The sequence below is a fragment of the Mycobacterium dioxanotrophicus genome, from assembly GCF_002157835.1.
GTDB lineage: Bacteria > Actinomycetota > Actinomycetes > Mycobacteriales > Mycobacteriaceae > Mycobacterium > Mycobacterium dioxanotrophicus.
On record NZ_CP020809.1, the window covers coordinates 7016474 to 7040690 of the forward strand.

Consider the following 24217-nt stretch of genomic DNA (forward strand, 5'->3'; position numbering starts at 1 on the left):
GTGGCGCTGCTGCTCTCCGTACTCAACGCCATCATGGGCTGCGCCCGCTCCCTCTACCAAGCCTCCGAAGACGGCATGCTGCCCCGCTGGTTCGGCCACCTCAACACCCACGGCGTGCCCGCCCGCGCGATGGCCTTCAACGTGGTCTGCTCATTCCTGGTCCTGCTCTTCGGCAGCCCCTGCGCATCTACATCTTCTCCAACATGGGCTACCTCTTCTCCGCCGGACTGGTGTTCTTCGCCTACTTCGCCCACCGCCAAACACGACCCACCATCCACCGCCCGTACGACTGCCCGGCTTCATGCGCTGGCTGTCCCTGGCCATCGGACTATTCGTCCTGGTGCTATGGCTCTTCGGCGGCTGGAACAGCCCCGCCATCGTCATCGGCACCCCCAGCCACACCCTCTTCTTCGTCGGCGTCCTCATCCTCGCCGCCTACATCCCACTACACATGTGGCGCCGCATCACCGACCGCCGCCGCCCACACACCACACCCACACCCATCACCACCCACACCCCCGAACCCGAACCGGAACCGGAACCCGTATGAACACCAAATTCAAACGCCGCCGCGGCGATCAGCAACCCGCAACGCCCCGCGACGTCGTCATCGTCATACGCCCCAACGCCCCCGCATCCGACGCACTGTTCAAGGCCGCACGTGCCGCGGGCGGCACAGCGACAGTTGTTGTGCCACTGAAGATCCACGGTTATTCCCTCGGAATGCCCAACCCCGGTCTTATGCCAACGGCGCGAGAATCCGCGGCAGCCAACACCGGGGTCACCAAGACCGTCGACAGGCTGCGCCGCGCGGGTGTCGATGTGGACGGCCAGATCGTGGTCACCCGCCACGCCGACCGTGCGATCACCCGGATCGTTCGCCTTCGCGGCGCAACGCGGGTCCTGATGGAAACATCGACCGCCAGCCCACTTCGGCGGTTCCTGGAAGGCGATTTACATCGCCGGCTCGCGCGCCGATTAGAACCTAGCGTGACCGTCGAATCGATACCTCAGCCCTGATGCGATAACCCGCCCATCGCCAATCAAGCGACTCGGGCTTCGATGCGTCGAGGTGGTAGCCGGGTCAGGTTGTCGCCGATGCGCCCGGAGTGGGCGTTAGTGAATTCAGCGACAACCAACCCGGCGACCACGGCCGATGCCCCCGGCGTTGGGCAGCTGGCCTGAACATCCCTTATCCGGTGCCCACAGGGCTCGGTCGGCGAACGGTCAAACACGACGGGAAGGTATGTCGTGAGCGGGTTTGAAGGCCAGCACACACCAAGCTCCCACTCGGACACGTCAGGGATCGGGCGATCCGGCGGTCCGCCCGCGCGTCGTTCAAAAAGTTCCACGAAACCGGGCTCAAGACACCAAATCCGCGCCGGATCAGAGGTCAAGCTGGCGTGGTCGCTTGCCGACACGGTCGCGGCCTGCTTCACCGACGCCGAGCATGCCTGGACCTACGCTGCGTTGGGTGCGGGCGAAGCATCCGCCACCATCCGGCGAGTGCTCGATATTGTTGTGCGCCAAAGATTTCCTCTGCCGACCAAGCTCATCAGAGCTGTGGAATCATGGCTGGAGTGCTATGCCGGCACCGACAACGAATCGCAGCTGCGCGATCTCATCCGTCGGCTGGTGCCACAGGCCGTTACCCAGCCGCAAAACGTCGGACCCGCGGTCTCCTGGCCACGTCGTCGCCTGTCATAAACGCGAGGGCGAACACGGCGGCATCAACGGCGGATGGATGCCCGACGCGGCGAAGCTACCCATCCCGAGACGTACTCGCAGGGACGGCGTTTGACTGTTTTCGTGTGACACGGGAGGACCTCCGGGATTGGTGGACATGTCTCCCCGATCAACCAACTGTCACCAACGTGGCTGCCGAGTACACCTACGATGCGGCCAACCAAGCCTGACCGCAGACACCGGAGAGAGCCTGCGGCAGCGGGTTATCCTCCGACGTGCACGATCGGTCGGCGTTTCACATTGGGTTCGGCCTGGCGGAGCACTTCGCGGGTGACCGGCGCGGTCTCGCCTTGGCCGAGTAGGACGAATCGGGCCAGGTGGGCGAGGGGATTGCCTTCGGTCCATTGGAAATGCAGGTGTGGCAGTAGGCCGGTGTGGTCGCGCACGCGCAGCATCAACGCGGCGAGGGCGTTCGGGGCGGCTGCGCTCTCCAGTCTCAGCAGATGGTGGCCGGCGGTTTCGATCCCGTGAACGATCAGAGTGGAGGAGAACTCCGAGGGGTCTGTCACTTCGACCTCGACGACGATGACGTGCGCCTCGGGTGGGATCGGGTTGAGCAGACGCTGCTGGTGTTCTTTTTCTTTCAGCTCTTCTGCGGTCTCGTCACAGTGATAGCGGTGCGCGATGAAATGCAGCGATCCCGCGGTGATGCCGTCGGCGATGAAAGCCAGTGCCAGGTCGTCGAATTCGATGCGCTCGTGCCGCAGTTCGGTGCTGCGACTGATCCGAGAAGCCAGCGAGACCACGGCCATCGCGACGATGAACAGCACTGAGATGACGATGCCGTCCGGCTTGTCGATGATGTTCACAGCCACGGCGTACGCCAGTAGCGCGGTCACGAGGCCGAATCCGATGGCGGCGCCGGTGCGGTGGTAGCGGCGCATGGCCAGGGTCACCGCGAATGCCCCGGACATCATCATGACCAGGATGCCGGTGGCGTAGGCGCCGGCCTGGGAGTCGACATCCGCCCCGAACCAGATGGTGATCGCGATCGCGATCGCGGTGTTGAGCAGCACGACGGGGCGTAGCGCGCGGCCCCATTCGGGGGCCATGCCGTATGAAGGAAGGTAGCGCGGCACGATGTTGATCAGCCCGGCCATGGCCGAGGCGCCGGCGAACCACAGGATCAGGATTGTGCTGATGTCGTAAGCGGTACCGAACCCATTGCCGAGTAGACCGTGGGCCAGGTATGCCAGTGCACGCCCGTTGGCCTGCCCGCCGGCGGCAAACTCCGGGGCCGGGATGAGCACAGTGGTGATGAAGCTGGTCGCGAGCAGATAGGCACTCATGATGATTGCCGCGGAGGCGAGAAGCTTTCGGGTGCGGGCGATTCGGCTCTTCAATCGCTCCTTGTCGGTCTTTCCGTCAGCCTTGATCAGCGGCATCATGCTCACCCCGGTCTCGAACCCGGACAGGCCCAGGACCAACAGCGGAAACGCAATGAAAGCCGTGACCAGGGCATTCCCCGCGCCGCCGGTGGCCAGCATCGTTGTGAACCAGTCGTGCACGCGGACAGGTTGGCCGATACAGGACACCACCCCGGCGATCACCACAACCAGGTTGAGGCCGAGGTAAGCCACCACCAGCGGCACCGCAACGATGACCGCTTCACTGAAGCCGGCCAGGAACACCCCGCCCAGGATGAGCAGCAGGATCACCGTGATCACGACAGCGTGGCCGTCGAAAGCTTTTGGTGTGAAAGGATTCTCGATCAGATGCGCAGTGGCATCAGCCGCGGACAGGGTGATGGTGATGATCCATGAGGTGACCACGAACCCCAACAGCACGAGCACGAGCAGTTTGCCCCGCCAGAACGGCAACAGTCGTTCCAGCATCGCCACCGATCCCTGCCCGTGGGGGCTCTCCTGGGCCACCCTCCGGTACATCGGCAGCATGCCCAGCAGGGTCAGGAACACGATAAGCAGCGTGGCGAGCGGCGAGATGGCGCCGGCGGCCAATGCGGCGATCCCCGGCGTATAACCAAGACTGGAAAAGTAATCCACACCGGTCAGGCACATCACTTTCCACCAGGCGTTTTCCTCGTGGTGCTCCTCGGATACCTCCGGCCCGGTGATTGACGTGATCCGCTCGCGCATCAGCCAACGAACGAACGGACTCGCTGAACGCTGACGTCTGTCCGGTATCGGATCGGCGACTGTGATATCTGGAAGCCCGGTCTGGGTCATCGTGTTCCTCCACGAAGGGCATTGGCTGGTAAGGCAATTGGGCACGGCCGGGTCCGAACGACAGCGGAACCCCAGGTGAGATGGTGTCGTGCAGGACAATCCATCGGTACTGGGAGTTCCGCTGTCTTTTCTGGGCCCCCCACCTGGCGTGTCATGGTCGCCAGAGGCCCGGTCAGGGTGATCGGTCGTCAGCTGGCGACCGAGGGGTGGGTGTCGTTTTCGGTTATGCCCGGATTTCGCTGGGTCTCCACACCAGAGGATGCGGATTTATCGGCCTGTTCATACGGGTTCCGGTTCCGGTTCGGGTTCGGGGGTGTGGGTGGTGATGGGTGTGGGTGTGGTGTGTGGGCGGCGGCGGTCGGTGATGCGGCGCCACATGTGTAGTGGGATGTAGGCGGCGAGGATGAGGACGCCGACGAAGAAGAGGGTGTGGCTGGGGGTGCCGATGACGATGGCGGGGCTGTTCCAGCCGCCGAAGAGCCATAGCACCAGGACGAATAGTCCGATGGCCAGGGACAGCCAGCGCATGAAGCCGGGCAGTCGTACGGGGCGGTGGATGGTGGGTCGTGTTTGGCGGTGGGCGAAGTAGGCGAAGAACACCAGTCCGGCGGAGAAGAGGTAGCCCATGTTGGAGAAGATGTAGATGCGCAGGGGGCTGCCGAAGAGCAGGACCAGGAATGAGCAGACCACGTTGAAGGCCATCGCGCGGGCGGGCACGCCGTGGGTGTTGAGGTGGCCGAACCAGCGGGGCAGCATGCCGTCTTCGGAGGCTTGGTAGAGGGAGCGGGCGCAGCCCATGATGGCGTTGAGTACGGAGAGCAGCAGCGCCACGATCAGCGGTAGGCCCAGGGCCCATTGCACCCAGCCGCCCGAGGATCCGGTGACGGCGGTGATCAGTGAGGTGAAGATGGTCAGGGGGTCGGCGTCTTTGGCCACGCCCAGGACTGCGACCAGGGCGACGGCCATGAAGACGAAGATGAAGAAGCCGTAGACGCCTTCCATGGTCATGGCGATTTTGGCGTCGCGGGCGGGGTTGCGGCATTCGCCGAGGTAGCAGGCGGCGGCTTCCATGGCCAGCACCGACCAGGTCATGACGAACATCCAGGCCAGGATGAGGGTGGGGCTGCCCAGGACGCCGGGGGCGAAGTGGAAGCCGGCGAGGTTGCTCAGGTGGATCGAGCTGGGGTGAAACAGGGGCAGCAGGATCAGGATGGTCAGGGGTGCCATGGACACGATGCCCAGGATGGTGGCGAATTCGGCGCCCAGTTTGATGCCGAAGTAGGCCGGGACGTACATGATGGCGATGGCGACGACGGAGATGATCAGCACCGAGAGCGTGATGGGGCTGCCCAGTCCGCCGAACGGCAGGAACGATGGTCCTTGCGGTATGGAGAACAGTTGGGTGATGTAGGCCGAGGCCAGGATCATGTTGATGGGGGCGACGGGAAACCAGCCCAGCCAGTAGGCCCAGGCCGACAGGCCGCCGAGGTGGGTGGCGGTGGCGGGGTGGACGAGTTCGAAGGATTCGGTGGTGTAGGAGGGCAGGCCGCCGGTGCGGTGCGGCATCACGGCGGCCAGTTCGGCGGCGAACAGGCACAGCAACACACCGATCGCTGTCGTGACGGCGAGCAGGGGTATCGCGGCCGCGCCGAGGGCTTGCACGGCCGGGGGGTCGATCCCGGTGACCAGGATGGGGCCGGCCAGACCGATGACAAAGGCACCCCACCAGTTGGTGCCTTTGTGCAACTTCCGTTCTTGGCCAACGGGGTTCGACGTCATGTCGCGTCCCTTCGCGGGGCTGCGGCGTGCAGCGGACGAACGCACCTCAGCGGTGTGATTCGGAGCACAGTACGCCTGTTTCGCGGCAAGAAACAGAATTTCTTGTTGTGAAAAACCTGTACGCCCCGGACCGCCCCCGACACCCCCAGATCAGCACTGCTTGCCCACGCAAAAACCCACCGCCACAACAACGTCCGAGATCCCGCTCCACAGCCCAGTCAGTCGAGCAGCGATTGCCTAGACCTTCTAATTGACTGACTTCGATCCGCACCGACCGTTCTTCTACGCAGCAGAACTTCTCACCCGTCGCCGGAATGTTCATAAAAGGTGGCCACCGGTCTTCCAAATCACTTCGGCAACAACGTAGTACGCGTCGCCGACCGCGACAGTCGCGCCACGGGCCGGTAACAGAAGCAGCGAATTACCCGCCCTTCGAGGTCTAATGCCAGGCGGTGAGACTCGGCGACGATGCCGACCGCGTATTCGCACACCTTCGAGTCTCCGGCTCACCTCAGGCACCAACACTGATACGACCATCAAACCCCTTGCCTACCATGCAAACTCGTCGTACGCGTCTGTCCGACAATGGATCTGACCTCGACGTTCGCCGACGCGAGTTGAAGGTCAAGATCGTTGTACCGCCCACCCGGGCCGGCATCCAACCGCGCCAACCGCTCAAAAGCCTTGTCCTGCTGATCCGCCGGGATATGTGGTCAGCCATCAGATACTCACAGCAACGTGATGGTGGGCTCCTCGGCAGCATCGCTGGCTTGCATTACCGGCGAGGTTTCGCACCACCGGGACCCGTCTGCAAGGCAGACAAAACCATGAAATGCCGCGCGCGACCCCCACTGTTGCCTTCGCCCAGATGCTGATGTCGTTCAACGTCGCCGCGCTGCCGGTATCGATCGGCGGCATGGTCGCAGACTTCAGCGTGTCACCAACCGCGGTCAGCACCGCGATCGTCACCTACGGACTGGTGGTCGCCGCGGTGGTGAATGCACCGCGGTACTGCGCCGCAGGATGCCGATCGTTGATCAGGTCGGTGCCGAACAGTTTGGCACGCACTGTTCCCGGCGCATACTCGCGCTGCGCCAGACCGCGGCGTTGCAGCTCCGGAATGACGTGATCGACGAACTCCTCGTAGCTGCCCGGAATCGTGGCATTGACGACGTTGATCCCGTCCACCCCAGCATCACGCCAGCGCTGCAGTTGATCGGCGATACTCTCCGGGGTTCCGACGACACGAGAGTTGCGTCCCTGCAACAGTCCGAGGTCGCGCACGGTGGCCTCCCGACCGCGCACCGATTCCTGTACCCATTGCACGATGCTGCGGGTGCCGTCGGTCTCGGCGATGTCACCAAGCGGGGTGTCCAGGTCGTGGCCGCCGAAGTCGACGCCCACGGCCCCTGACAGGTGGGCGACCATGCCGTCGAGGTCGATCGCTTCATCGAGGTCGAGCTCCTTGCGGCGGGCCTCCTGCTCGGTGCTGCCTATCACGAAATGCAAACCTTGGAAGAACTTCAGATCACCGGGTTTGCGCCCCGCGGCGACCACCCGGCGTCGGGTGTCATCGATCAGGTCACGCGCCGCATCAGGACCGGGACTGATGATGAACTGCGCTTCGGCGTTGCGGGCAGCGAAATCACGCCCGGCCAAGGATGATCCGGCCTGGAACAGCACCGGTGTTCGTTGCGGCGAGGGTGCCACCAGGTGCGGGCCTTCTACCCGGTACCGCTTGCCGGCGTGATGGATCTTGTGGATCTTGTTGAAGTCGCCGTGCAGACCACGGGTGCGGTCCTGCAACAGCGCACCGTCGTCCCAGGACCCCTCCCACAGCTTGTAGGTGACGTCGACGTATTCGTCGGCCCACCGGTAGCGTTCATCGTGTTCCTCGAGTCCGTCGTAGCCGAAGTTGCGGGCGGCATTGGCCAAGGCGCTGGTGACGATGTTCCAGGCGATGCGCCCGTGGGATGCGTGATCGAGCGTCGAGATTTTTCGCGCGAAGTTGAACGGGTGTTCTTGGATCACCGAGCTGGTGACGGCGATTCCGAGATCGGTGGTGTTGAAGGCGATGGCCGACGCGATAACGCTGGGATCGTTACTGGGTATCTGCAGGCCGCTCTGCACGTACTTCTCATAGGACCCGCCGTAGTCACCGTAGAGTCCCACGACGTCGGCGAAGAATATGAAGTCGAATCGGCCCCGTTCGAGGACCTTGGCCAGATGTACCCAGTGATCCAACGAATTGAAGTCGGTCTGGCCCGCATCGGGCTGTCGCCACAGTCCCTGCAGGATATGCGAGGTGGTGTTCATGACGAAGGCGGAAAAACGCAGAGGCGGTGCGGGCGAGGTCGACATTCACCGAATCTGGCGATGAAACACGGCATGGTGCAATCGTTTCGATCACGATGCGTCGCATTCCCGAAGATCCTCACCGTGGCGTTCACGATGAGCAAGACCATCGTTCGGCCCCAAGGCGTCGGCTAGCTTCTGCCCGATGACCTCCGATGAGCGACGCGCCATCGACTCTGTCCTGGACCGCCTGGACACCTACGGACTGGGCCGGCGGCAGTTCGTCAAACTGCTGGCCGGCAGCGCGGCCGCACTGACCGCGGCAGGGGCGTTGACCGCGGTCGGCCGTCGTGACGCCGCACGAGGAGACGCGGTCGCCTACACCGACGGCCAGTTCGCCTTGCTGAACTGGTCGGCCACCGGGGATTATCAGGTGCAGTGGGCCAAGGCCTTTCAAGACGCGGCGAGTCAGCTCGGCTACAAGAGCGTGGTTCTCGACGGAAAAAGTGACGCAGCCGTGCAGTCGAATCAGTTCAACCAACTGCTCACGCAGAAGACCACCGCCATTTTCGTCGGGCTCAACGACCCTGGCGCCTTACCCACGCTGGCCCATGACGCCAATGACGGGGGCGTGCTGTTCCAAGCGGCGTGGAACTCGCCCGCCTGGTACACGCCATGGCACAGCGACGCAGACGGGGACAAATACAACACGTTCCTGATGCCCGATGAGTACATCGCGGTCGGTAAGGCGGTTGACGTGCTCGCCCGCAAGATCGGCGAAGAGGGCACCATCGTGCGCGTCGGCGGTTACTATCCGTCGATCGACGGCTGCGAAGTCCAGCGTCGCCTCGCGGTCCACGACACTCTCAAGAAATACCCGAAGATTCGCTTCGCCGGCGAACTGCATGCCAAGTACGACGCCGATCTCTCGCAGCGGGCGGCCGCAACGCTGTTGGCGCGCTACCCCGACACCGTCGGCATCGTGGCCGTCAACGACGACGCGGCCACGGGCGTCGTCGCCGGTATCGAGGCCGCCGGCAAGGTGCCGGGCAAGGATGTATTCGTGGTGGGCGCCAACGGTTCCACCGCAGGGATAGACCGAATCGTCGCGGGCAAACAACTGGTCACGACGGGTAACGTGCCTGCGTATCCGTCGTTCTTCACCCTCGCCCAGTTTCATGACCGGTTGCGTGGCTGGAAACCTGAACCCGCCGAACGCTTTTACGGCTGGCACGCCGAAATCATCACCGCCGAGAACGTGCAGGCCTTCAAGTCCCGCTACGTCGACGGGCCCATCGCGCAGTCGTTCGACGTGAAGCTGTTGTCACGCACCGAGCACCCCGCAGACTTCGACCTACAGTTCGACGGCTATCCCGTTGAGGACCTCGAGTCCATCTGGCCAGGAGTGCCCAAGCCCAAGGGATTCCAGTATCCGGAGTCCTACCTGCAAGCCAGACGCAACGGCGATTTCGACCGGGTCCGGGCGCTCTACAACGCGCATTACCGCACTCCCGTACTGGGACCGTCGCCTTATCAGAAGGTCTGAAAGATACGCCATGACAACGCAAATACGGCTCGAGGCGCGCGGAATCGTCAAGACGTTCGGTGCCCACCGAGCTCTCAAAGGTGTCGACCTCACGGTCGGGGACGGCGAGGTGGTGGGCCTGATCGGCGAGAACGGCGCCGGGAAGAGCACCATCCTCAACATCGTGTCCGGAGTGTTGGCCCATGACGCGGGGTCGCTGTGGCTCGACGGCAAGGAGATTGCCCCCAAGACCTACCAGGAAGCCAACCGGCTCGGGATCTTCCGGGTGTTTCAGGATCCGAACCTGATCGATTCGCTGGCCGTCTACGAGAATGTGTTCTTCGGCTGGGAGCACCTGTTCCGCACCCGCAGCAGCGGATTGGACCGGCGTGCGCTGCGAAAGGCGGCTTCCGACGCATTGTTGCGGGCGGAGGTCGACGGGGTCGATGTATCCGCACCGACCGGCCGGCTGAGCCCGGGCCAGAAGCAGAGTCTCGACATCGCCAGGGTCACCGCGCTCGCAGAGCTGCTTGACGTGCAGCGGCCGGTGGTGCTCTTCGATGAGCCGACCACCGCGCTGGATTCCGAACATGAGGACAACTTCCTGCGACTGCTCGAGCGGTTGCGCGGGGTCGCGGCCGTGGTCTTCGTCTCCCACCGGTTACCGGAGATCATCGAATCAACCGATCGGGTCACGGTATTCAAGGACGGCCAGTCGGTGGCCGACCGCCCCACCGCAGGCGTCGACGAGAACGAGCTGCACCGGCTGATGGTCGGCAGGGTCCGCGCCGAGAACTACTACCGCGAACACACCCAGCGGTCGATCGAACCGCAGCAGCCGGCGCGGCTGGTCGTCGAATCGGTATCCGGAGCCGGCGTCCTGCGGGATGCAACGCTTGAGGTGGCGCCCGGCGAGATCGTCGGCCTGGCCGGCACTGAAGGTTCCGGCAAGCGGGTGTTGGGCGAGATCATTGCCGGCGTGGTGCCAGCCGCCACGGGACGAGTTCTCCTCAACGGCAAGGAAGTCCGCGGCAGCATCGCGGGTCACGTACAGGCCGGGATCGCCTATGTGCCACCGGACCGATCTGTGAAGGGCCTGATCACCTCGTCGTCGATCGTCGAGAACATCCAGTTGGCCTCCTTGCACGACCGGCTGGCCACTCGCCGAGTGGGACTATGGGCGGTGGGGCGGGCCAGAAGGCTGGCCCAGCGTTATGTCGACGAACTGGGCATCGTTGCCGACAGTCTCGACGCCCCGGTGTCGTCGTTGTCGGGAGGGAACGCACAGAAGGTGCTCATCGCCAAATGGCTGTTGCGCGAGCCGGATGTGCTGGTTCTCGACGAACCGACTCAAGGTGTGGATACCGGTGCGCGCGAAGGGATCTACGACCTGCTGCGCAGAGTCGCCGCCACCGGCACGTCGATCATCCTGGTCAGCGACGACCTACCGGAACTGATCGGCCTGTCCAATCGGGTCGCCGTGGTCACCGACGGGCGCCTGGTGACCACTGTGCAGGCACCCGCGGACAACAAGCCTGACGAACACGACCTGGTCGCGCTGATGCTGCCAGGCACGAACGCCGTCCCTACCACCATTGGATGACCACATGACCGCCGAATTAGCCACTTCCGCGCCAGTTTCCGAGTCCACGCCGGATGTTGCGGGAACCACGCCACGACGACGCCTGTCGGGCGGCATCAATCTGGTACGCGACGTGTTACCGCTGGCCGCACTCTTGGCGCTCGTACTCTTCTTCTCGGTACGCGCGGAGGCGTTCCTGACGGCGGCCAACCTGACCTTGATCAGCGGTCAGGCCGGAATCCTGTTGCTCGCCTCGCTGGGCGCCACCCTGGTGATCGTGGCAGGCAGTGTCGACCTGTCCGTCGGCTCAATCGCTCTGCTCACCGGCGCCATCGTGGCCTGGTTGATCAACAACGGGACCGGCAATCCGATCGTGGTGCTGTTCATCGCGATTGCAGTGGGAGCGGCGATCGGTGTACTCAACGGAGTGGTCTTCGCCTACGGTCGGGTTCCCTCGTTCATCGCCACTTTGGGCACCTTGTCACTGTTCGCCGGTATCGGCCTGACCGTTCTGCAGGGCAGCACGATCAACTTCACCGATCAGGCGATCCGGAATCTGGCGATCGGACAGCTGATCCCGAACATCCAGAACGCGGCGCTGATCGCATTGGTGGCCCTCGGTGTCATCTGGTTCTTCGCCCGCCGCACCCGTTTCGGGCTGTACGTCTACGCGATCGGCGGTAACGAGCGCGTGGTGGAGTTGGCCGGAGTGCGCACCCGGAGAGTCAAGGTTCTCGTTCTGCTGGTCTCCGGTATCACTGCGGGATTGGCCGGTCTGCTGCTCACCGCCCAACTGGGAGCGGCCGGGCCGACATTGGGGTCGACGATCTTGCTCGACTCGGTGGCCGCGATCGTCATCGGCGGAACCGCGCTCTCGGGCGGGGTCGGCGGAGTCGGCCGCACCGTGCTCGGTGTGCTGATCCTCACCGTGCTGTCCAACGGCCTCAACCAGATCGGGGCGGCCGACTACACACAGACCATCATCAAAGGCTTGGTCATCATCGTCGCCGCGGTGTTCACCATGGCTTCACAACGCAAACTCATCGTGAAGTAACGCCCTCGGTCCCGGTCACCCGGCTTGTGCGGTGACCCGCGATCGGCGATCCGGCACCCGCTGCAGGCCGAGATGGCCGCGCAGGGTGCTGTGCCGGTATTCGTGCCGGAACAGTCCGCGTGCCCGCAGGATCGGGATCACGTGGTCCACGAAGAGCTCCAGACCGGACGGGAACACATCGGGCATCAGGTTGAAACCGTCGACCGCGCCCGCCCGGAACCACTCCTCGATCGCGTCGGCGATCTGCTCCGGTGAACCGATCACCAAACGATGCCACGTGATCACGCGATCCAACAGCTGCCGAACGGTCAGCTGCTCCCGGCGCGCGAGGTTGACGACGATGTCCCGGGCGCCCTGGGAGCCACCGATCGTCTCGGCACCGTCGAGCAGCCACTTCGGCAACGGGCTGTCCCAATCGAGCTCGGCCGGGTCGACGCTGAGCTGCGCGGCTAGATGCGCCAGCCTGCGCTCCCCCGCGAGTTCGTTGAGCTCGGCATTGCGCCGCCAGGCCTCTTCTTCGGTGCTGCCCAGTACGAAGGACAACCCCGGCATGATCCGAATCGCGTCCCTGGGCCGACCGTAAGCGACTGTGCGGGACCGTAGTTCGTCAGCATTGCGCAGAGCGTCGGCCAACGATGCCTGCGCGGCGAAGACGCCGTCGGCGTACTTGCCTGCGAGGTTGAGACCGCCGGATGACCCTCCTGCCTGGAACAGGACGGGGTGGCCCTGCGGGGATCGCGGGAGTGTCAGCGGACCGGTGACGTTGAAGAACTCGCCGCGGTGGTCGATCGTGTTGATCGATCCGACTCTGCTGAAGGCGCCTTTCGCCTTGTCGGCGAGGACGGCGTCGTCGTCCCAGGAATCCCAGAGCGCGCGCACCACGTCGATGAATTCGGCTGCGCGCCGGTATCTTTGTGCCCGGTTGGGCTGCTCCGCCGTCTCGTCACCATGCCCGAAGTTTCCCCACGCGTAGGGATCGCTGCTGGTCACCACGTTCCAAGCGGCGCGCCCGCGGCTGAGGTGGTCCAGCGACGCGAACCGCCGCGCGATGTTGTAGGGCTCTTCGAACGACGTCGAGACCGTTCCGATGAGCCCGAGGTGGGTCGTCGCCGATGCCAACGTCGACAACAGCACGATCGGATCAAGAGCGAGCGGCGGAGCCACCAACGGTTCTCCCGGCGGCTGGAACAGCGAGGGGCTGTCGGCCAGGAACAGCGCATCGAGGGTGCCGCGCTCTGCCGTCCGGGCGACATCGACCCAGAATGCGGGATCGCTGAACCAGTTCGGATCTGAGCCGGGGTATTGCCAGGCGGCGGGGTGCATCCCGTCGGAGAGGACGTTGACGCCCAAGTGCAGTTCGCGTGTGCTCATCTAGATCGGTTCTCCTGGCAGGGCAAAGATCGGTTTGTCCTCCGAGACCTGGTCGATCCGATCCGGGACCACCGTTTGGACGTCCGAATAACCCGGACGTCAGCAAGATTGGCAGATGCCGCCCTGCGCTGGCCAGCGTTGCGATCAACGTGACGGGATCACGTCTCGACCGATATCTGCGCAAACGCACTGCAGCGCAGTCGGTATACGTCCGCCAAGGAGCGTTCTGTCGTCAATACGCGCGTAGACCATAAGAATCTCTCGGATTCGATCACTGACGCAGCGGATTCAGTTGAGGCACAGTACAGACGAAACTGGTCCCCTCTGCCGCCGTCGCATCATCATGACGGGTGAGCAGGGCCACAGGTGAACCGACGGCTCGGAAAGGCGGAGTAATGCCAGCGGCGCCAATACGTTGCTGCCGTGCATTTACCGTCCGGCCGGCATCACCGACGAGCGGTGGTCCGCGGCTGCGCCTGACGCGGCCGCCGACCTACTTTTGAGCACCGGCCCGGTGCCGTCAGGCGACCGCACCGATGGACTGAGCCGACTCCCTATCGAACCGAAACGAGATGACATGCCTTCCGCGCGTCCAAAACGACTGATTCTCAATGGTTTCACGATGTCAGCGGTCGGGCATATTTCGCCCGGCCTGTGGCGGCACCCTGACGACCACGCATACCGTTACCCTTCGCTGAAGTACTGGACCGATCTGGCGAAATTGCTGGAATCGGGTGGATTCGACACGCTGTTCATCGCCGACGTCCTCGGGCCCATCGAGGTGTATCAGGGCAAGGCTGATGCTGCATTGCGCAATGCCACGCAGCTGCCGGTCAGCGATCCTCTACTGGCGGTTTCAGCGATGGCGGCGGCAACGCGTCATCTGGGTTTCGGTGTGACGGTATCGACGTCCTACGCGCAGCCCTACTTGCTCGCGCGAACGTTCTCGACCCTCGACCAGCTGACCGATGGCAGGATCGCCTGGAACGTCGTCACATCGATGATCGACAGCGCGGCACGCAATCTGGGGCTCTCGGAGCAGTTCGACCACGACGAGCGTTATGACCGTGCCCAGGAGTTCCTCGACGTGACATACAAGCTCTGGGAGGGGTCGTGGGAAGACGGAGCCGTACTGCGCGATCGTGTCGCCGGCGTCTACACCGACCCCGCGAAAGTGCACCGCATCGACCACCACGGAAAGTACTACGCCGTAGCGGGCCCTCATCTGTGCGAACCGACACCACAGCGGACCCCGGTGATCTTCCAGGCCGGCGCGTCGACTCGCGGCCAAGAGTTCGCAGCACGAAACGCCGAACTGGTCTTCCTCGGAGGACGCGACGCCCGGGAGATCGGACGCAACGTCGCCCAGATCAAACGACGCGCCGCCGCAGCGGGCCGCGACCCTGACGCCATCAAGTTCGTCACATCGGTGACTGTCATCACCGGTCCCGACGACGCGACGGCGCAGTCCAAGCATGCTGATTACCTTGGCCATTCGAGTGCAGAAGGTGCCTTGGCACTGTTTTCGGCGTTTACCGGACACGACTGGTCCGGTCACGATCTCGATGAAGTCGTCGAACGCACCGAGACGAACGCGTCGCAGTCGACGCTGGCTTCCGGACGAGGCCGGACCCTGCGCGACATCGTGGACACCATGGCGCTCGGAGGCTTGCACCCGACGATCGTCGGTGGCCCTCACCGCGTGGCCGATTACCTCGAAGCGCTGGCAGAGGAAGCCGACCTCGATGGTTTCAATCTGGCGCACGTGGTGAGCCCAGGTTCATTCGAAGACTTCATCGAATTCGTGGTACCCGAGCTACGCCGCCGCGGTCGGTTGCTCAACGAGTACTTTCCGGGCACATTGCGGGAGAAGCTCGGCGAAACCGCCTCTGCTGCAATCGGTGATGATCATCCTGCATCGACCTACCGGATCGGTGCCCGACCGGCGGCCCGAGCATGACATCCGAGACTCAGTCGCCTTCCAGCTCGCATCTACCGGACGTCCCCGAGCCGCTTGTGCGTTTGGCCGGGGTGACCAAGACGTACCGCAACCATGACGGCGGCCGGTTCACTGCCCTCGACAACGTGGATCTCGACATCACTCGTGGCTGCGTGCACGGCATCGCAGGGTTCAGCGGCGCCGGCAAATCCACCCTGCTGCGGACCGTCAACATGCTCGAAAGACCCGAGTCGGGTGCCGTCGTCGTCAATGGTGAGGACCTGACGACGCTCTCCGAGCGATCTTTGCGCGCCCGGCGCCGCGCCATCGGGATGATCTTCCAGGAATTCAACCTCCTGGCGAACAAGACCGTGGTGGAAAACGTCGAACTGCCGTTGAGGCTGGCGAAGGTCAGCCGCACGGCCAGGCGTGAGAAGGCGTTGGCATCCCTGGCAGCGGTCGGACTAGAGGACAAGGCCTTCGGGTACCCGGAGCGACTGAGCGGCGGGCAGAAACAACGCGTTGGCATCGCGCGGGCACTGGTCACCGAACCCGAGGTACTGCTGTGTGATGAGGCAACCTCTGCACTGGACCCGCGCACCACCGACGAAATCCTCCAGCTGTTACGTGGCATCAACTCCGATCGTGGTATCACCATCGTCGTCGTCACACACGAGGTACACGTCATCAACGCTGTGTGCGACCGGATCTCGGTGATGGAGCGCGGGGTGATCGTCGAGAACTTCAGCTTGGGCGCCCCGATCAGACCGGAGACCTCCATTTCGCGGTACCTGTTCGGTCAGGCTGACCGGCCGTCGCGGGGGTGGGAGGTCGCCGATGCTTGAGAAGGTGCACGGCGTGTTGCCCGAGATCGGCATCGCGACCGCCCAAACCGCGTACATGCTGGTGCTGACGCTGGTCGTGGCGTTCATCTTCGGTGGGGCTCTCGGTATCTGGTTATACATAGTGCGTCCGGACTCCTTGGCGCCCAATCGATCTCTTTATCTCGTGCTCGACGCCGTGGTGAACTTCGTCCGCTCCTTCCCCTTTCTGATTCTGCTCATCTCGGTGATCCCTTTGACGCGCTTTGTGGTCGGCACCGCGATCGGGACCACCGCGGTCGTGGTGCCCCTGTCGATCAGCGCGATTCCCGAGTTCGCTCGGCTGGTCGAGCAGGCGCTGCTGGATGTTCGCCGAGGAGTGGTCGAGGCGGGACAAGCTTTCGGCGCCAGCCGGTTACAGCTGATCCGTCACATCCTGTTGGTCGAGGCACGGCCAGGCCTGATCAATGCGTTCACCATTCTCAGTGTCATCTACCTGTCGGCCACGACGGTTGCCGGGCTGGTGGGCGGTGGCGGCTTGGGCAATTTCGCCATCACGTTCGGCTACTACCGCTACGAGCCCGCCGTCATGGCCGCGACCGTGCTGGTGATCGTCCTGTGGGTGCAGGTGATCCAGATGGCCGGGAACTACTTCGTCCGCCGTACGGACAAACGCAGACGTTGAACCACCCCGTTCCCATTCCCTCAAGAAGGAGTCAATATGAGATTCAAGGCATTCGCCGCCGCTGCACTGCTCATCATGACCGGTGCCACTGCGGCGTGCTCGTCGGTCACCGGACTCGGCGACAGCAGCGACGACAAGACGATCAAGTTCGTCTCGACCAATATCGCGGTCTACGAGGACACCACCAAGGCACTGGCGGACGAGGTCGCCAAGCACGGCTACAAGCTTGACTACAAGTTCATCACCGATGGGCCCGAACTCAATTCAGCGGTGGAAAGCGGTGAAGCCGACGCCACGTACCACCAGCATCAGGCTTATCTGGACTACTACAACCGACAGTTCCACGGGAATCTCGTTGCGGCATTTCCCGCCTTCACCGACCCGAGTGGATTGTTCTCGAAGAAGTGGAAGTCGATCCAGGATCTGCCGAACGGCGCCGTAGTCACAGCTCACATCGACCCGTCGAACTTCTTCCGCACGTTCTTGATGCTGCAGGACGCGGGCCTGATCAAACTGCGGCCAGGCGTCGACCCACTCGCGATCACCGACAAGGACATCGTCGAGAACCCGCGCAACATCAAGATCCAGGGCCTCGACTACGCCTTGCTGCCCAAGGCACTCGACGATGCCGACGCCGGCTTTCTCTACGGGTCGCAGGCCGCTGACATCGGAATTGACTACAACACCGCGCTTGTCAAGGAAGCCAAGTCGAGCCAGTCCCCCGACGTCATCGCGGTCAAGAACGGCCAGCAGGAGACCGAGAAGATCAAGGTGCTCAAGGATTCGTACCAGAGTGACTCCGTGAAGAAGCAACTGCTGGATTCGTTCGGAGGCAAGGAAGTCCTCGTCCCCGCCTGGTAACCGCACCGCCGCGCGCCTGCACAAGCGCTCGAAGCTCGTGGTCAGACGGTTTTCCAGGCGGTCGCCGCCCGGAATCTCGGGCGGCCTCCTTCTGCGGTGTTTGCGTCAGCAGCTCGGTGGGCACATTACTCGACGGTGAGGGCTGCGACGGGCTGCATCGAGGTCCGCACAAGGCGATGCTTTGGACGGCAGCCGCGGCGTTGAGCACCCAGCGCCGATCCCGTATCGCCGACTCCATCGCGGAATGTTGCCTACGGCCACCGCCAGAACCATGGCGGCTGACGTGTGACAACATTCCCGGTGTGAGAGCTCAGACGGCCTCGCCATCGGTTTCCGTGCCGGGCGGCGAAGTGAGCTGCCGCACGAGACGAGTGGCCACAATGCGGAGTGGCACATTTGTGTTCTGGCTTTCGCGACGCAACCGGGCGAAGGCCTCATCGGCATCGATGGCATGCATGGCCATCAACATTCCCTTGGCCTGTTCGATGGGCGCGCGTGTCTCCAGGGCTCGCTGCAGTCCGGTCGCCACATCATGGGCCGAGCGGAAGCGCGCGAAATCACCGATCGCACGAGACACCGCTTCGGTCAACAGATCCAGAATTTCGACGTCGAAGCTGTCGAACGCCGAAGGAGACCGGCCGTACAGGTTCAGTGATCCGAGGGTCTGGTCCTCAGTTGTCAGTGGCGCAGCGAGAAAACTGAGAATGCCTTCGGCTTGCGCGGCGGCCGCGAACCGCGGCCATGTCGCTGCGGCTTGACCGAAGTCCACGAGCACGATCTGGCGGGTGCGGGCGGCCTGCAGGCAGGGGCCCTCGCCGCAGTCGTACTGTTCGGTGTCGACCCGCAGAGTGCGCTGGTCTGTGTGCACAGCCGTATAGGTTCGCCTGGCCAGATCGATGGTCACGCCGGTGCTGTCGGCGCCGGGAATCGTCTGCTGGGCAATTTGGGCGAGGTTCTGCAGCAGGCTGAGCAGTTCGTCCTCGTCGGCGACGGTGCGACTTACTGCGAGTAGTCTCCGCCCGAGCTCGGTGGCGCTGATCTGCCGCTCCCCTGCGGCAGCCGCGACGACCAGGTCGGCCGCTTCGCTGACATCCTGATTCGCCGTCTTCGCGGGAAGCGAGTCGTCGGTGCGCGGATCCGAGTGCGTCATTCGACGAGTGTGGCATAACTGACGCACCGGTAACTACGAGTCCAGCGTTGGCCCTGCTTGCCCATCTTCCGGTAGTCCGCCTCCACTAAGCCGGTGCGGTCGAGAGCACCTGAATGACCTCGTGCAGCGGTTCCGGGGACGTCGCCAGTTCACCGATGTACGGATGCGAGAACTCCAAGACCATGAACAGTGCCGCGGCAATCAGCACACCCAAACTCCCGACCATCGCGTAGTGCATGCCGGGTTTCTCGACGCCGTAGATGATGGCGCAGCCGAGAACCAACCCGCTGGTCAGCAGAATGACCACCCACAACGACCAAGGTGGTCCTACGTCAACCCGGGCCTGCAGTATCCGTTCTGTGCGTGACAGGCGGATGCTGTCGAGATTCGCCATGGAAGTGTCAAGCGACTTGGTTTGAGCATCGTTTCGCGGTTGGACTTGTCGATACGCGGTGTAGACGCCGGCCAGGGCGTTGTTCGCTTCGGAAGAGAAGTTGCCCCCCGCCGCTTCTGGCCACTCCGCTATTGCCGCGCGTTGGTACTGGAGCAGGCTCTTGCGGATCCGGTCGCTGTCAGCCTTGTCAAACGCACTGAGGTCCCCGGCCAGCTGCACCCCGGTCGCCGACTCGGCCCGCACCGCGGAGTCGGCGTCATTGATCTGACCCCAAAAGGTGTTGGTGAAGAATGTGACCAGGATCGCGAACATGAATCCGATGAAGCTGAAGGCGAACAACGTGACATGGTTGTGCGCGCCCTCCTCCAGCCGCGGGAACCGGCGCCGGACATAGAACAAGAGCAGCAGCGCACCGCCTGCGACGAGGGCAATGAGGCCCAGGAGAAGCAGCCACGACGGGACGTTGACCAGCAACCAGCGACTCACCGGCTCCGGTCCTCACGCACCGCGCTCACCCGCTGACAACGGAGAGGCTTTGCTCGTAGCTGAATACCTCGTCAGGGTCGTACTTGGCCTTGATGATGCGTAGCCGGTCGACGTTGGACCCCCAATAGGCGGCTTCCCACCCCGCCATATCGGCATTCGGAACATTGACATAGGCGCCATTCACGAAAGGACTCAACGCCTCACCGAAGTCCGCGATCCAAGCCAGGCACTCTGCGGTCAACTGATCGTCTGCGGCGGCTACGGCACCGCGAGTGCCCCACCCGGCGCCGGGTTCGGCATAAAAGAGGGCGTCGCGGTGCGCGAATGCAGAACCGCCGGCGGGTTCGGTGCTGGTGACGGCTCCACCGAACGCATTGGTGAAGTAGTCGCAAGTCGAAGTCGGCGCCTTGGCCATGAGCGATGCGACCAGACCGATCGCTTCCGGCGGGAAGGGCTGAGAAATGAACTGCGAGTGGTACTTCCAGTTCGCGGGTTCTTCTTCGACCGGTATCTGGAAACCCGCATAGATGTCAGCCCAGCCTGCATCCTTGACCGCGACCTCGGGGTCACCCACCGACAGAATCGGCGCCAGCATCTGCACGGCCTCATTTTCCGAACCACCGGCCAGCACACCGACCAACTTGACCTCATCACGGTGAATCTCAAGCTGGGACGTGAGGCGGTTGTCGGTGTGAGGTGCGACGGTCTGCCAGGCTGCGAACACCTCCTGGAGGTCGAGCAACCCCGGCCATTTCACAGTTACGTAGATGACCTGCGTCAAGGGATGAACCTTGTACGTCAGTGCCGTAACGATTCCGAAGTTACCGTTGCCCGCACCTCGCAGCGCCCAGAGCAGATCTGTGTTGTTCTCCTCGTCGGCGATGATCGTTGTGGCCCCGCCGTCCGCCGTCGCGACGACCACCTCCGCGGCAAGCAGATTGTCGGATGCCATCCCGAACCTGCGGGTCAGCAGACCGAAACCGCCTCCGAGGGTCGCCCCGACCAGCCCGACCGTTCCCTCGGTCCCGGTCGGCGCCGCGACACCGGCCTTACCGAGTGCTCTGACCGCTTCCAACTGATTGAGTCCGGCGCCGACGGTGGCGGTACTCGAAGCCCCGTCGATCTGGGTCGACTTCATGCGGCTCACGTCGATGACGAGGCCGCCGTCGACAGCCGACCAACCCTCCAAGCTGTGTCCACCGCTGCGCGCTCGGACAGGAACGTCGTTCTGCCGCGCCCACGCCAGGGCGTTGACCACATCCGCCGTCTCGGTGCAGAACACGATGGCCTCAGGATGGGAGGAATACAGCAGGTTGTAGCCGACCCGCGCCGCCTCATAGCCCGAATCACCGGGCCGCACAACCTCACCGGTCAATATTGTGGCCACAGCGTCACTCCTTGCTCGCTTGAGGGCAGATGACAGCGGACAACTCGTCGGCAACGCGAACTTGCGGCACAACTTCCGTCATCGCGGCCCTACCATCGCAGGAATCAACACGCCAAATCTACTCAGCAAGGCGGGTGTTGTTCGGGGAATTTGACAGCTCCGCAGATTATTTGCTGAGAGTTCACTGGATCCTCGCTGGGGACTCGGGTGCACTGGTGAAGAACGGGCACACGACAGACCCCGACGCCCTCTACAGCGCCATGCCAGAGGCATACGCTCTCGTCATGATCCACACTGCGGTGATCGGCGTTTGCGAATATCGGATCAGTACTGAAGAAGACGTCATCGAGGCGCGCTGGATCACAGCTGACCAGGTCGAGGAAGGCTGCAAGATCTGCCGGGGCCGAGCAACGGGCGACACCTCCAACGGCTTTCCCGGTGATTACCACGTCAAGTACTTCGGCGCCGAGGACGAATTGGTCGGCGATTTGGATTTGCATATCGAGCAGCTCGGGGACGCTTGTCGCCTGACGTGGCGTAACCGACCCGACGCCGATTCCGCGCCAGGCGAAATCGCCTTCGAGGGAATCGGTTTCCAGACTGACGGCCAGTCGATGGTGCTGACGTACTGGATGACGGAATAGGGATCCTTGGTTCTTCTCACCGTCTTTGGCGCAGGGGGCGTCGCAACCTGCTACTGAGCGAGCTTTGATCACTCGCGTACAGCACGGACGCGGGCACAAGTGGCGCGAGCGTCTCCAAGAGCCCGACGGCTTGCGGGCCGGGCGCGCCGGAGTGCGACGGTGACATGGCCGCATGGGAGTCCGACCAGGTTGCGACACCGAGAACCGCCGACTTTGGGCGGCCATCGTATCGACTCATCCGGACTCGCATCATCGGAGGCCAATTTCCGGACACAAACAAGTCCAACATCGCGCCGGGAAGAATCAACACGGTTGCCACCAAACGGGCACCAAAGCCACGGATGAATAAACACAAATGATCGGCTTCAGAAACAATCCAAACCGTCCCAATAAGACCATAAAAGAACACGTTTCAATTCGGGCTTTCAACGGCACCATGCAAAGCGGTCACCCAGCCGCCGATCTCTTGCCCAACGCGTACACGTCAGCACTCATAGTGACGCAAACCCCCAGTACAGAGCGTTTTCAGTCGGGACGCGCAGCCGGAACGGCACAGGTGAGGCCAGCCCCGTTCCGAACGACCAGTCAACGAATATGTTGACCGTCTGTGTCCGATTGGTACCTTCGACAAGTGGTACTGGTCAAAGCCGATTTCACGACTTGCTAAAACCTCTGACCTGAGTTTGGATATGGTCCAGCTCGCACACGGAAAAAGCATTCACGCTGAGGCTCAATTCGCAAGGCTCGCTCGGCGCGTGCACTGCCCACCCCGCGATACGGAAGGCTTTTCAATGAGCGAACAGGAGTCGATCGGTGACCCGCCACCCGGTAGCTCGACGGCACCCGGCCGCGGCACCAGTTCCGCTACCCATCCGACCCGACTGCGGGGAATTCGCACCAGCTGCGGCGCTGACATCGCTCGTGGGTGGGACCGGTGATGAGTCTGACCGACCGTGACGCCGCACCGCCGGAGAACGTCATCTACGTCTGCGACCCCGAGTACAGTCCGGCGGTCCAGTACTACTCGCTTCCAAGCCGTTTGACAGGCGGAGCCGACACCTTGAGTGAGGCACGCAGCAGTTTTCGGTCCGCGATGGCCGGCCGGACGGGCATCGCCAGCCATGAGCTTCCCTCCGTCGTCGAACATCAGGAGGCGGCGATCGCGAACATTTGGGTGCGCACCCGACTCGGCGGTGCCCACCGGTCTGGCACTTGCGGCGACACCCTGCGTCGCCTACTCCGGGCAGAGTCGGATCCAGGTCTACACCAACTGAATTCACAACTTGGCTCGATGACAGCCCGAGGACTGCGACCCGTCGTCGTGGTCGTCGAACCCGATGAACCGGTCGCCGCAGTCGCCACTCAGATGGCCTCCGACGACGCACTCTGGCTGGCATTCACCGACTGCCGGCTCGATCTGACATGGCTTGCGATCTACGGACCCGACGCCGACATCGGGGATGGCGCCATTCAGCAGATCGAAGACATCGACCTGCCCACCGTGGCGATCGGCACACTCTGTCACCGCTACGCATTGACCAACGGCACCGCTGTACAGCTTCGTTAGCAGCCGACCGTGATGAGTCAGTTCACTCCCTCGCCGCATGCACTCGTCGGCCAACGCGGGTCTCGGCGCACCGCTGGGCACCCGATCAAGCCAGGTCCTGTGACGTCGATGTGTGATTCCCGTTATAGACCGGCGACTCTCGCACATCTGACTGTTCGATTTGGTTGGCTTGTAGCCGGGCCGTTGGCCGACGTGGAGCCCTGCTTCCGCCCGGACGCGGTCAATCGGGTCTACCGACCCGTCCACCTATTCGCACAACGTCGTGCCCCCGGATATCTGTCGAACAGACGACTCGATACAGCGAAGCTCGCTCTGTGGGAGCAAAGGACGTCAAGCATGGACCCGCATCGACCCATCATCGCCCCTCAAGCCGACGAGAGCTGCACTCATCATGACGGCGGCGGCAGCCACGAGGCAGGACCACATGGTGAGCGCGAACTGGCCTGGGACATCGTGGAATTCACTCGTTCTCGACTGTCGATCGCTGAACTCAACGCGGTTTTCGTCAGGATCACCTGCGATGATTGCATTGATGCCATCGATGTCGCGCTCACAGCGCTGGAACGGGAAAAGGCGGCACTTCCAGACGATCTCGCACGGCGCCTCAGTCGGTGGGTGAGTGCGTACGAAGGCCACCCCAGCTACCGACGGCTCCGCAGGCTTGGCGGCGGACATCCGACGTGACGAGCATCGACCGCCCCCGGTCAGGTCGCTGCGGCGCCGGTGACGTTGCCCGGTGCCGCAG

The 24217-nt window shown here is 63.3% G+C and carries 20 protein-coding genes and 1 pseudogene; 14 read left to right on the forward strand and 7 right to left on the reverse strand.

Features of this window, described 5'->3' with window-relative positions; translation table 11 throughout:
• From BTO20_RS41435 to BTO20_RS39625, 4 genes and pseudogenes are all read left to right on the forward strand, one after another.
• Positions 1 to 162: pseudogene (locus BTO20_RS41435) on the forward strand (amino acid permease); the annotation flags it as partial.
• A gap of 139 nt (positions 163 to 301) precedes the next feature.
• Positions 302 to 550, forward strand: coding sequence for a hypothetical protein (locus BTO20_RS40805; RefSeq protein ID WP_232490938.1), 249 nt, complete (start codon positions 302 to 304; stop codon positions 548 to 550).
• Complete coding sequence (locus tag BTO20_RS40810) at positions 547 to 1020, forward strand: universal stress protein (protein ID WP_232490939.1); 474 nt, start codon at positions 547 to 549, stop codon at positions 1018 to 1020. Before BTO20_RS40805 ends, BTO20_RS40810 begins: the two co-directional genes overlap by 4 nt.
• Positions 1021 to 1251: 231 nt before the next feature.
• Positions 1252 to 1707, forward strand: coding sequence for a hypothetical protein (locus BTO20_RS39625; RefSeq protein ID WP_157680399.1), 456 nt, complete (start codon positions 1252 to 1254; stop codon positions 1705 to 1707).
• 242 nt (positions 1708 to 1949) lie between these two features.
• Here the strand turns inward: BTO20_RS39625 and BTO20_RS34035 are convergent, their stop codons facing one another.
• From BTO20_RS34035 to BTO20_RS34045, 3 genes are all read right to left on the reverse strand, one after another.
• Complete coding sequence (locus tag BTO20_RS34035; protein ID WP_232490940.1) at positions 1950 to 3842, reverse strand: APC family permease; 1893 nt, start codon at positions 3840 to 3842, stop codon at positions 1950 to 1952.
• Between the two features lie 369 nt (positions 3843 to 4211).
• Positions 4212 to 5711 carry an APC family permease gene (locus tag BTO20_RS34040; RefSeq protein ID WP_087080603.1) on the reverse strand — a complete coding sequence of 500 codons (1500 nt, stop codon included), beginning with the start codon at positions 5709 to 5711 and terminating at the stop codon, positions 4212 to 4214.
• Positions 5712 to 6680: 969 nt separating this feature from the next.
• Positions 6681 to 8072, reverse strand: a complete 1392-nt coding sequence (locus BTO20_RS34045) for an LLM class flavin-dependent oxidoreductase (RefSeq protein WP_087080605.1) — start codon at positions 8070 to 8072, stop codon at positions 6681 to 6683.
• Positions 8073 to 8211: 139 nt separating this feature from the next.
• On the opposite strand from BTO20_RS34045, the gene BTO20_RS34050 reads away from it, so the two are divergent.
• Genes BTO20_RS34050 through BTO20_RS34060 form a run of 3 tightly spaced genes read left to right on the forward strand, consistent with a single transcriptional unit; the run spans position 8212 to position 12167 of the window.
• Positions 8212 to 9552, forward strand: coding sequence for a sugar ABC transporter substrate-binding protein (locus tag BTO20_RS34050; RefSeq protein ID WP_087080607.1), 1341 nt, complete (start codon positions 8212 to 8214; stop codon positions 9550 to 9552).
• 10 nt (positions 9553 to 9562) lie between these two features.
• Positions 9563 to 11134 carry a sugar ABC transporter ATP-binding protein gene (locus tag BTO20_RS34055; protein ID WP_087080609.1) on the forward strand — a complete coding sequence of 524 codons (1572 nt, stop codon included), beginning with the start codon at positions 9563 to 9565 and terminating at the stop codon, positions 11132 to 11134.
• 4 nt (positions 11135 to 11138) lie between these two features.
• Positions 11139 to 12167 (forward strand): ABC transporter permease, encoded by a 1029-nt coding sequence (locus BTO20_RS34060; protein ID WP_232490941.1) that lies wholly within the window; start codon positions 11139 to 11141, stop codon positions 12165 to 12167.
• 15 nt (positions 12168 to 12182) lie between these two features.
• On the opposite strand, the gene BTO20_RS34065 is transcribed toward BTO20_RS34060, so the two are convergent.
• Entirely contained in the window at positions 12183 to 13538 is a 1356-nt protein-coding gene (locus BTO20_RS34065; RefSeq protein WP_087080611.1) for an LLM class flavin-dependent oxidoreductase, read from the reverse strand.
• A gap of 577 nt (positions 13539 to 14115) precedes the next feature.
• Between BTO20_RS34065 and BTO20_RS34070 the strand changes: the two genes are divergently transcribed.
• The 4 genes from BTO20_RS34070 to BTO20_RS34085 are packed head-to-tail and all read left to right on the forward strand — an operon-like array spanning position 14116 to position 17844.
• On the forward strand, positions 14116 to 15498 hold the full coding sequence (locus BTO20_RS34070) for an LLM class flavin-dependent oxidoreductase (protein WP_087083072.1): 1383 nt from the start codon (positions 14116 to 14118) through the stop codon (positions 15496 to 15498).
• Positions 15495 to 16322: a methionine ABC transporter ATP-binding protein gene (locus tag BTO20_RS34075; RefSeq protein ID WP_087080613.1), complete on the forward strand. Its 828-nt coding sequence runs from the start codon at positions 15495 to 15497 to the stop codon at positions 16320 to 16322. The genes BTO20_RS34070 and BTO20_RS34075 overlap by 4 nt, the downstream gene beginning before the upstream one ends.
• The gene (locus tag BTO20_RS34080) at positions 16315 to 16983 is read left to right on the forward strand and encodes a methionine ABC transporter permease (protein ID WP_087080615.1); all 669 of its coding nucleotides are present in this window, start codon (positions 16315 to 16317) and stop codon (positions 16981 to 16983) included. Before BTO20_RS34075 ends, BTO20_RS34080 begins: the two co-directional genes overlap by 8 nt.
• 36 nt (positions 16984 to 17019) lie before the next feature.
• Positions 17020 to 17844 (forward strand): MetQ/NlpA family ABC transporter substrate-binding protein, encoded by an 825-nt coding sequence (locus tag BTO20_RS34085; protein WP_087080617.1) that lies wholly within the window; start codon positions 17020 to 17022, stop codon positions 17842 to 17844.
• A 310-nt stretch (positions 17845 to 18154) separates the two neighbouring features.
• Here BTO20_RS34085 and BTO20_RS34090 read toward each other — a convergent pair whose 3' ends face one another.
• The 3 genes from BTO20_RS34090 to BTO20_RS34100 form a co-directional block, all read right to left on the reverse strand.
• Positions 18155 to 18994: a GAF and ANTAR domain-containing protein gene (locus tag BTO20_RS34090; protein WP_087080619.1), complete on the reverse strand. Its 840-nt coding sequence runs from the start codon at positions 18992 to 18994 to the stop codon at positions 18155 to 18157.
• Positions 18995 to 19079: 85 nt separating this feature from the next.
• Positions 19080 to 19874 (reverse strand): bestrophin-like domain, encoded by a 795-nt coding sequence (locus tag BTO20_RS34095; RefSeq protein WP_232490943.1) that lies wholly within the window; start codon positions 19872 to 19874, stop codon positions 19080 to 19082.
• Positions 19875 to 19899: 25 nt separating this feature from the next.
• The gene (locus tag BTO20_RS34100; protein ID WP_087080621.1) at positions 19900 to 21261 is read right to left on the reverse strand and encodes an FAD-binding oxidoreductase; all 1362 of its coding nucleotides are present in this window, start codon (positions 21259 to 21261) and stop codon (positions 19900 to 19902) included.
• 284 nt (positions 21262 to 21545) lie between these two features.
• Here BTO20_RS34100 and BTO20_RS34105 point away from each other — a divergent pair, with 284 nt between their 5' ends.
• The 3 genes from BTO20_RS34105 (at position 21546) to BTO20_RS39635 (ending at position 24156) form a co-directional block, all read left to right on the forward strand.
• A complete protein-coding gene (locus BTO20_RS34105) occupies positions 21546 to 21905 on the forward strand; it encodes a hypothetical protein (RefSeq protein ID WP_232490944.1) in 360 nt (119 codons plus the stop codon).
• Between the two features lie 1291 nt (positions 21906 to 23196).
• Positions 23197 to 23472, forward strand: a complete 276-nt coding sequence (locus tag BTO20_RS39630; RefSeq protein WP_157680400.1) for a hypothetical protein — start codon at positions 23197 to 23199, stop codon at positions 23470 to 23472.
• A gap of 336 nt (positions 23473 to 23808) precedes the next feature.
• Positions 23809 to 24156, forward strand: coding sequence for a hypothetical protein (locus BTO20_RS39635; protein WP_157680401.1), 348 nt, complete (start codon positions 23809 to 23811; stop codon positions 24154 to 24156).
• Positions 24157 to 24217: the final 61 nt, after the last annotated feature.

What these genes read in the sequence shown, in the direction of transcription:
- BTO20_RS40805 (WP_232490938.1), top strand. Translation starts at nt 302, where the DNA reads ATGCGCTGGCTGTCCCTGGCCATCGGACTATTCGTCCTGGTGCTATGG.
- BTO20_RS40810 (WP_232490939.1), top strand. Translation starts at nt 547, where the DNA reads ATGAACACCAAATTCAAACGCCGCCGCGGCGATCAGCAACCCGCAACG.
- BTO20_RS34035 (WP_232490940.1), bottom strand. Translation starts at nt 3,842, where the DNA reads ATGCGCGAGCGGATCACGTCAATCACCGGGCCGGAGGTATCCGAGGAG.
- BTO20_RS34040 (WP_087080603.1), bottom strand. Translation starts at nt 5,711, where the DNA reads ATGACGTCGAACCCCGTTGGCCAAGAACGGAAGTTGCACAAAGGCACC.
- BTO20_RS34045 (WP_087080605.1), bottom strand. Translation starts at nt 8,072, where the DNA reads ATGTCGACCTCGCCCGCACCGCCTCTGCGTTTTTCCGCCTTCGTCATG.
- BTO20_RS34050 (WP_087080607.1), top strand. Translation starts at nt 8,212, where the DNA reads ATGACCTCCGATGAGCGACGCGCCATCGACTCTGTCCTGGACCGCCTG.
- BTO20_RS34055 (WP_087080609.1), top strand. Translation starts at nt 9,563, where the DNA reads ATGACAACGCAAATACGGCTCGAGGCGCGCGGAATCGTCAAGACGTTC.
- BTO20_RS34060 (WP_232490941.1), top strand. Translation starts at nt 11,139, where the DNA reads ATGACCGCCGAATTAGCCACTTCCGCGCCAGTTTCCGAGTCCACGCCG.
- BTO20_RS34065 (WP_087080611.1), bottom strand. Translation starts at nt 13,538, where the DNA reads ATGAGCACACGCGAACTGCACTTGGGCGTCAACGTCCTCTCCGACGGG.
- BTO20_RS34070 (WP_087083072.1), top strand. Translation starts at nt 14,116, where the DNA reads ATGCCTTCCGCGCGTCCAAAACGACTGATTCTCAATGGTTTCACGATG.
- BTO20_RS34075 (WP_087080613.1), top strand. Translation starts at nt 15,495, where the DNA reads ATGACATCCGAGACTCAGTCGCCTTCCAGCTCGCATCTACCGGACGTC.
- BTO20_RS34080 (WP_087080615.1), top strand. Translation starts at nt 16,315, where the DNA reads ATGCTTGAGAAGGTGCACGGCGTGTTGCCCGAGATCGGCATCGCGACC.
- BTO20_RS34085 (WP_087080617.1), top strand. Translation starts at nt 17,020, where the DNA reads ATGAGATTCAAGGCATTCGCCGCCGCTGCACTGCTCATCATGACCGGT.
- BTO20_RS34090 (WP_087080619.1), bottom strand. Translation starts at nt 18,994, where the DNA reads ATGACGCACTCGGATCCGCGCACCGACGACTCGCTTCCCGCGAAGACG.
- BTO20_RS34105 (WP_232490944.1), top strand. Translation starts at nt 21,546, where the DNA reads ATGATCCACACTGCGGTGATCGGCGTTTGCGAATATCGGATCAGTACT.
- BTO20_RS39630 (WP_157680400.1), top strand. Translation starts at nt 23,197, where the DNA reads ATGACAGCCCGAGGACTGCGACCCGTCGTCGTGGTCGTCGAACCCGAT.
- BTO20_RS39635 (WP_157680401.1), top strand. Translation starts at nt 23,809, where the DNA reads ATGGACCCGCATCGACCCATCATCGCCCCTCAAGCCGACGAGAGCTGC.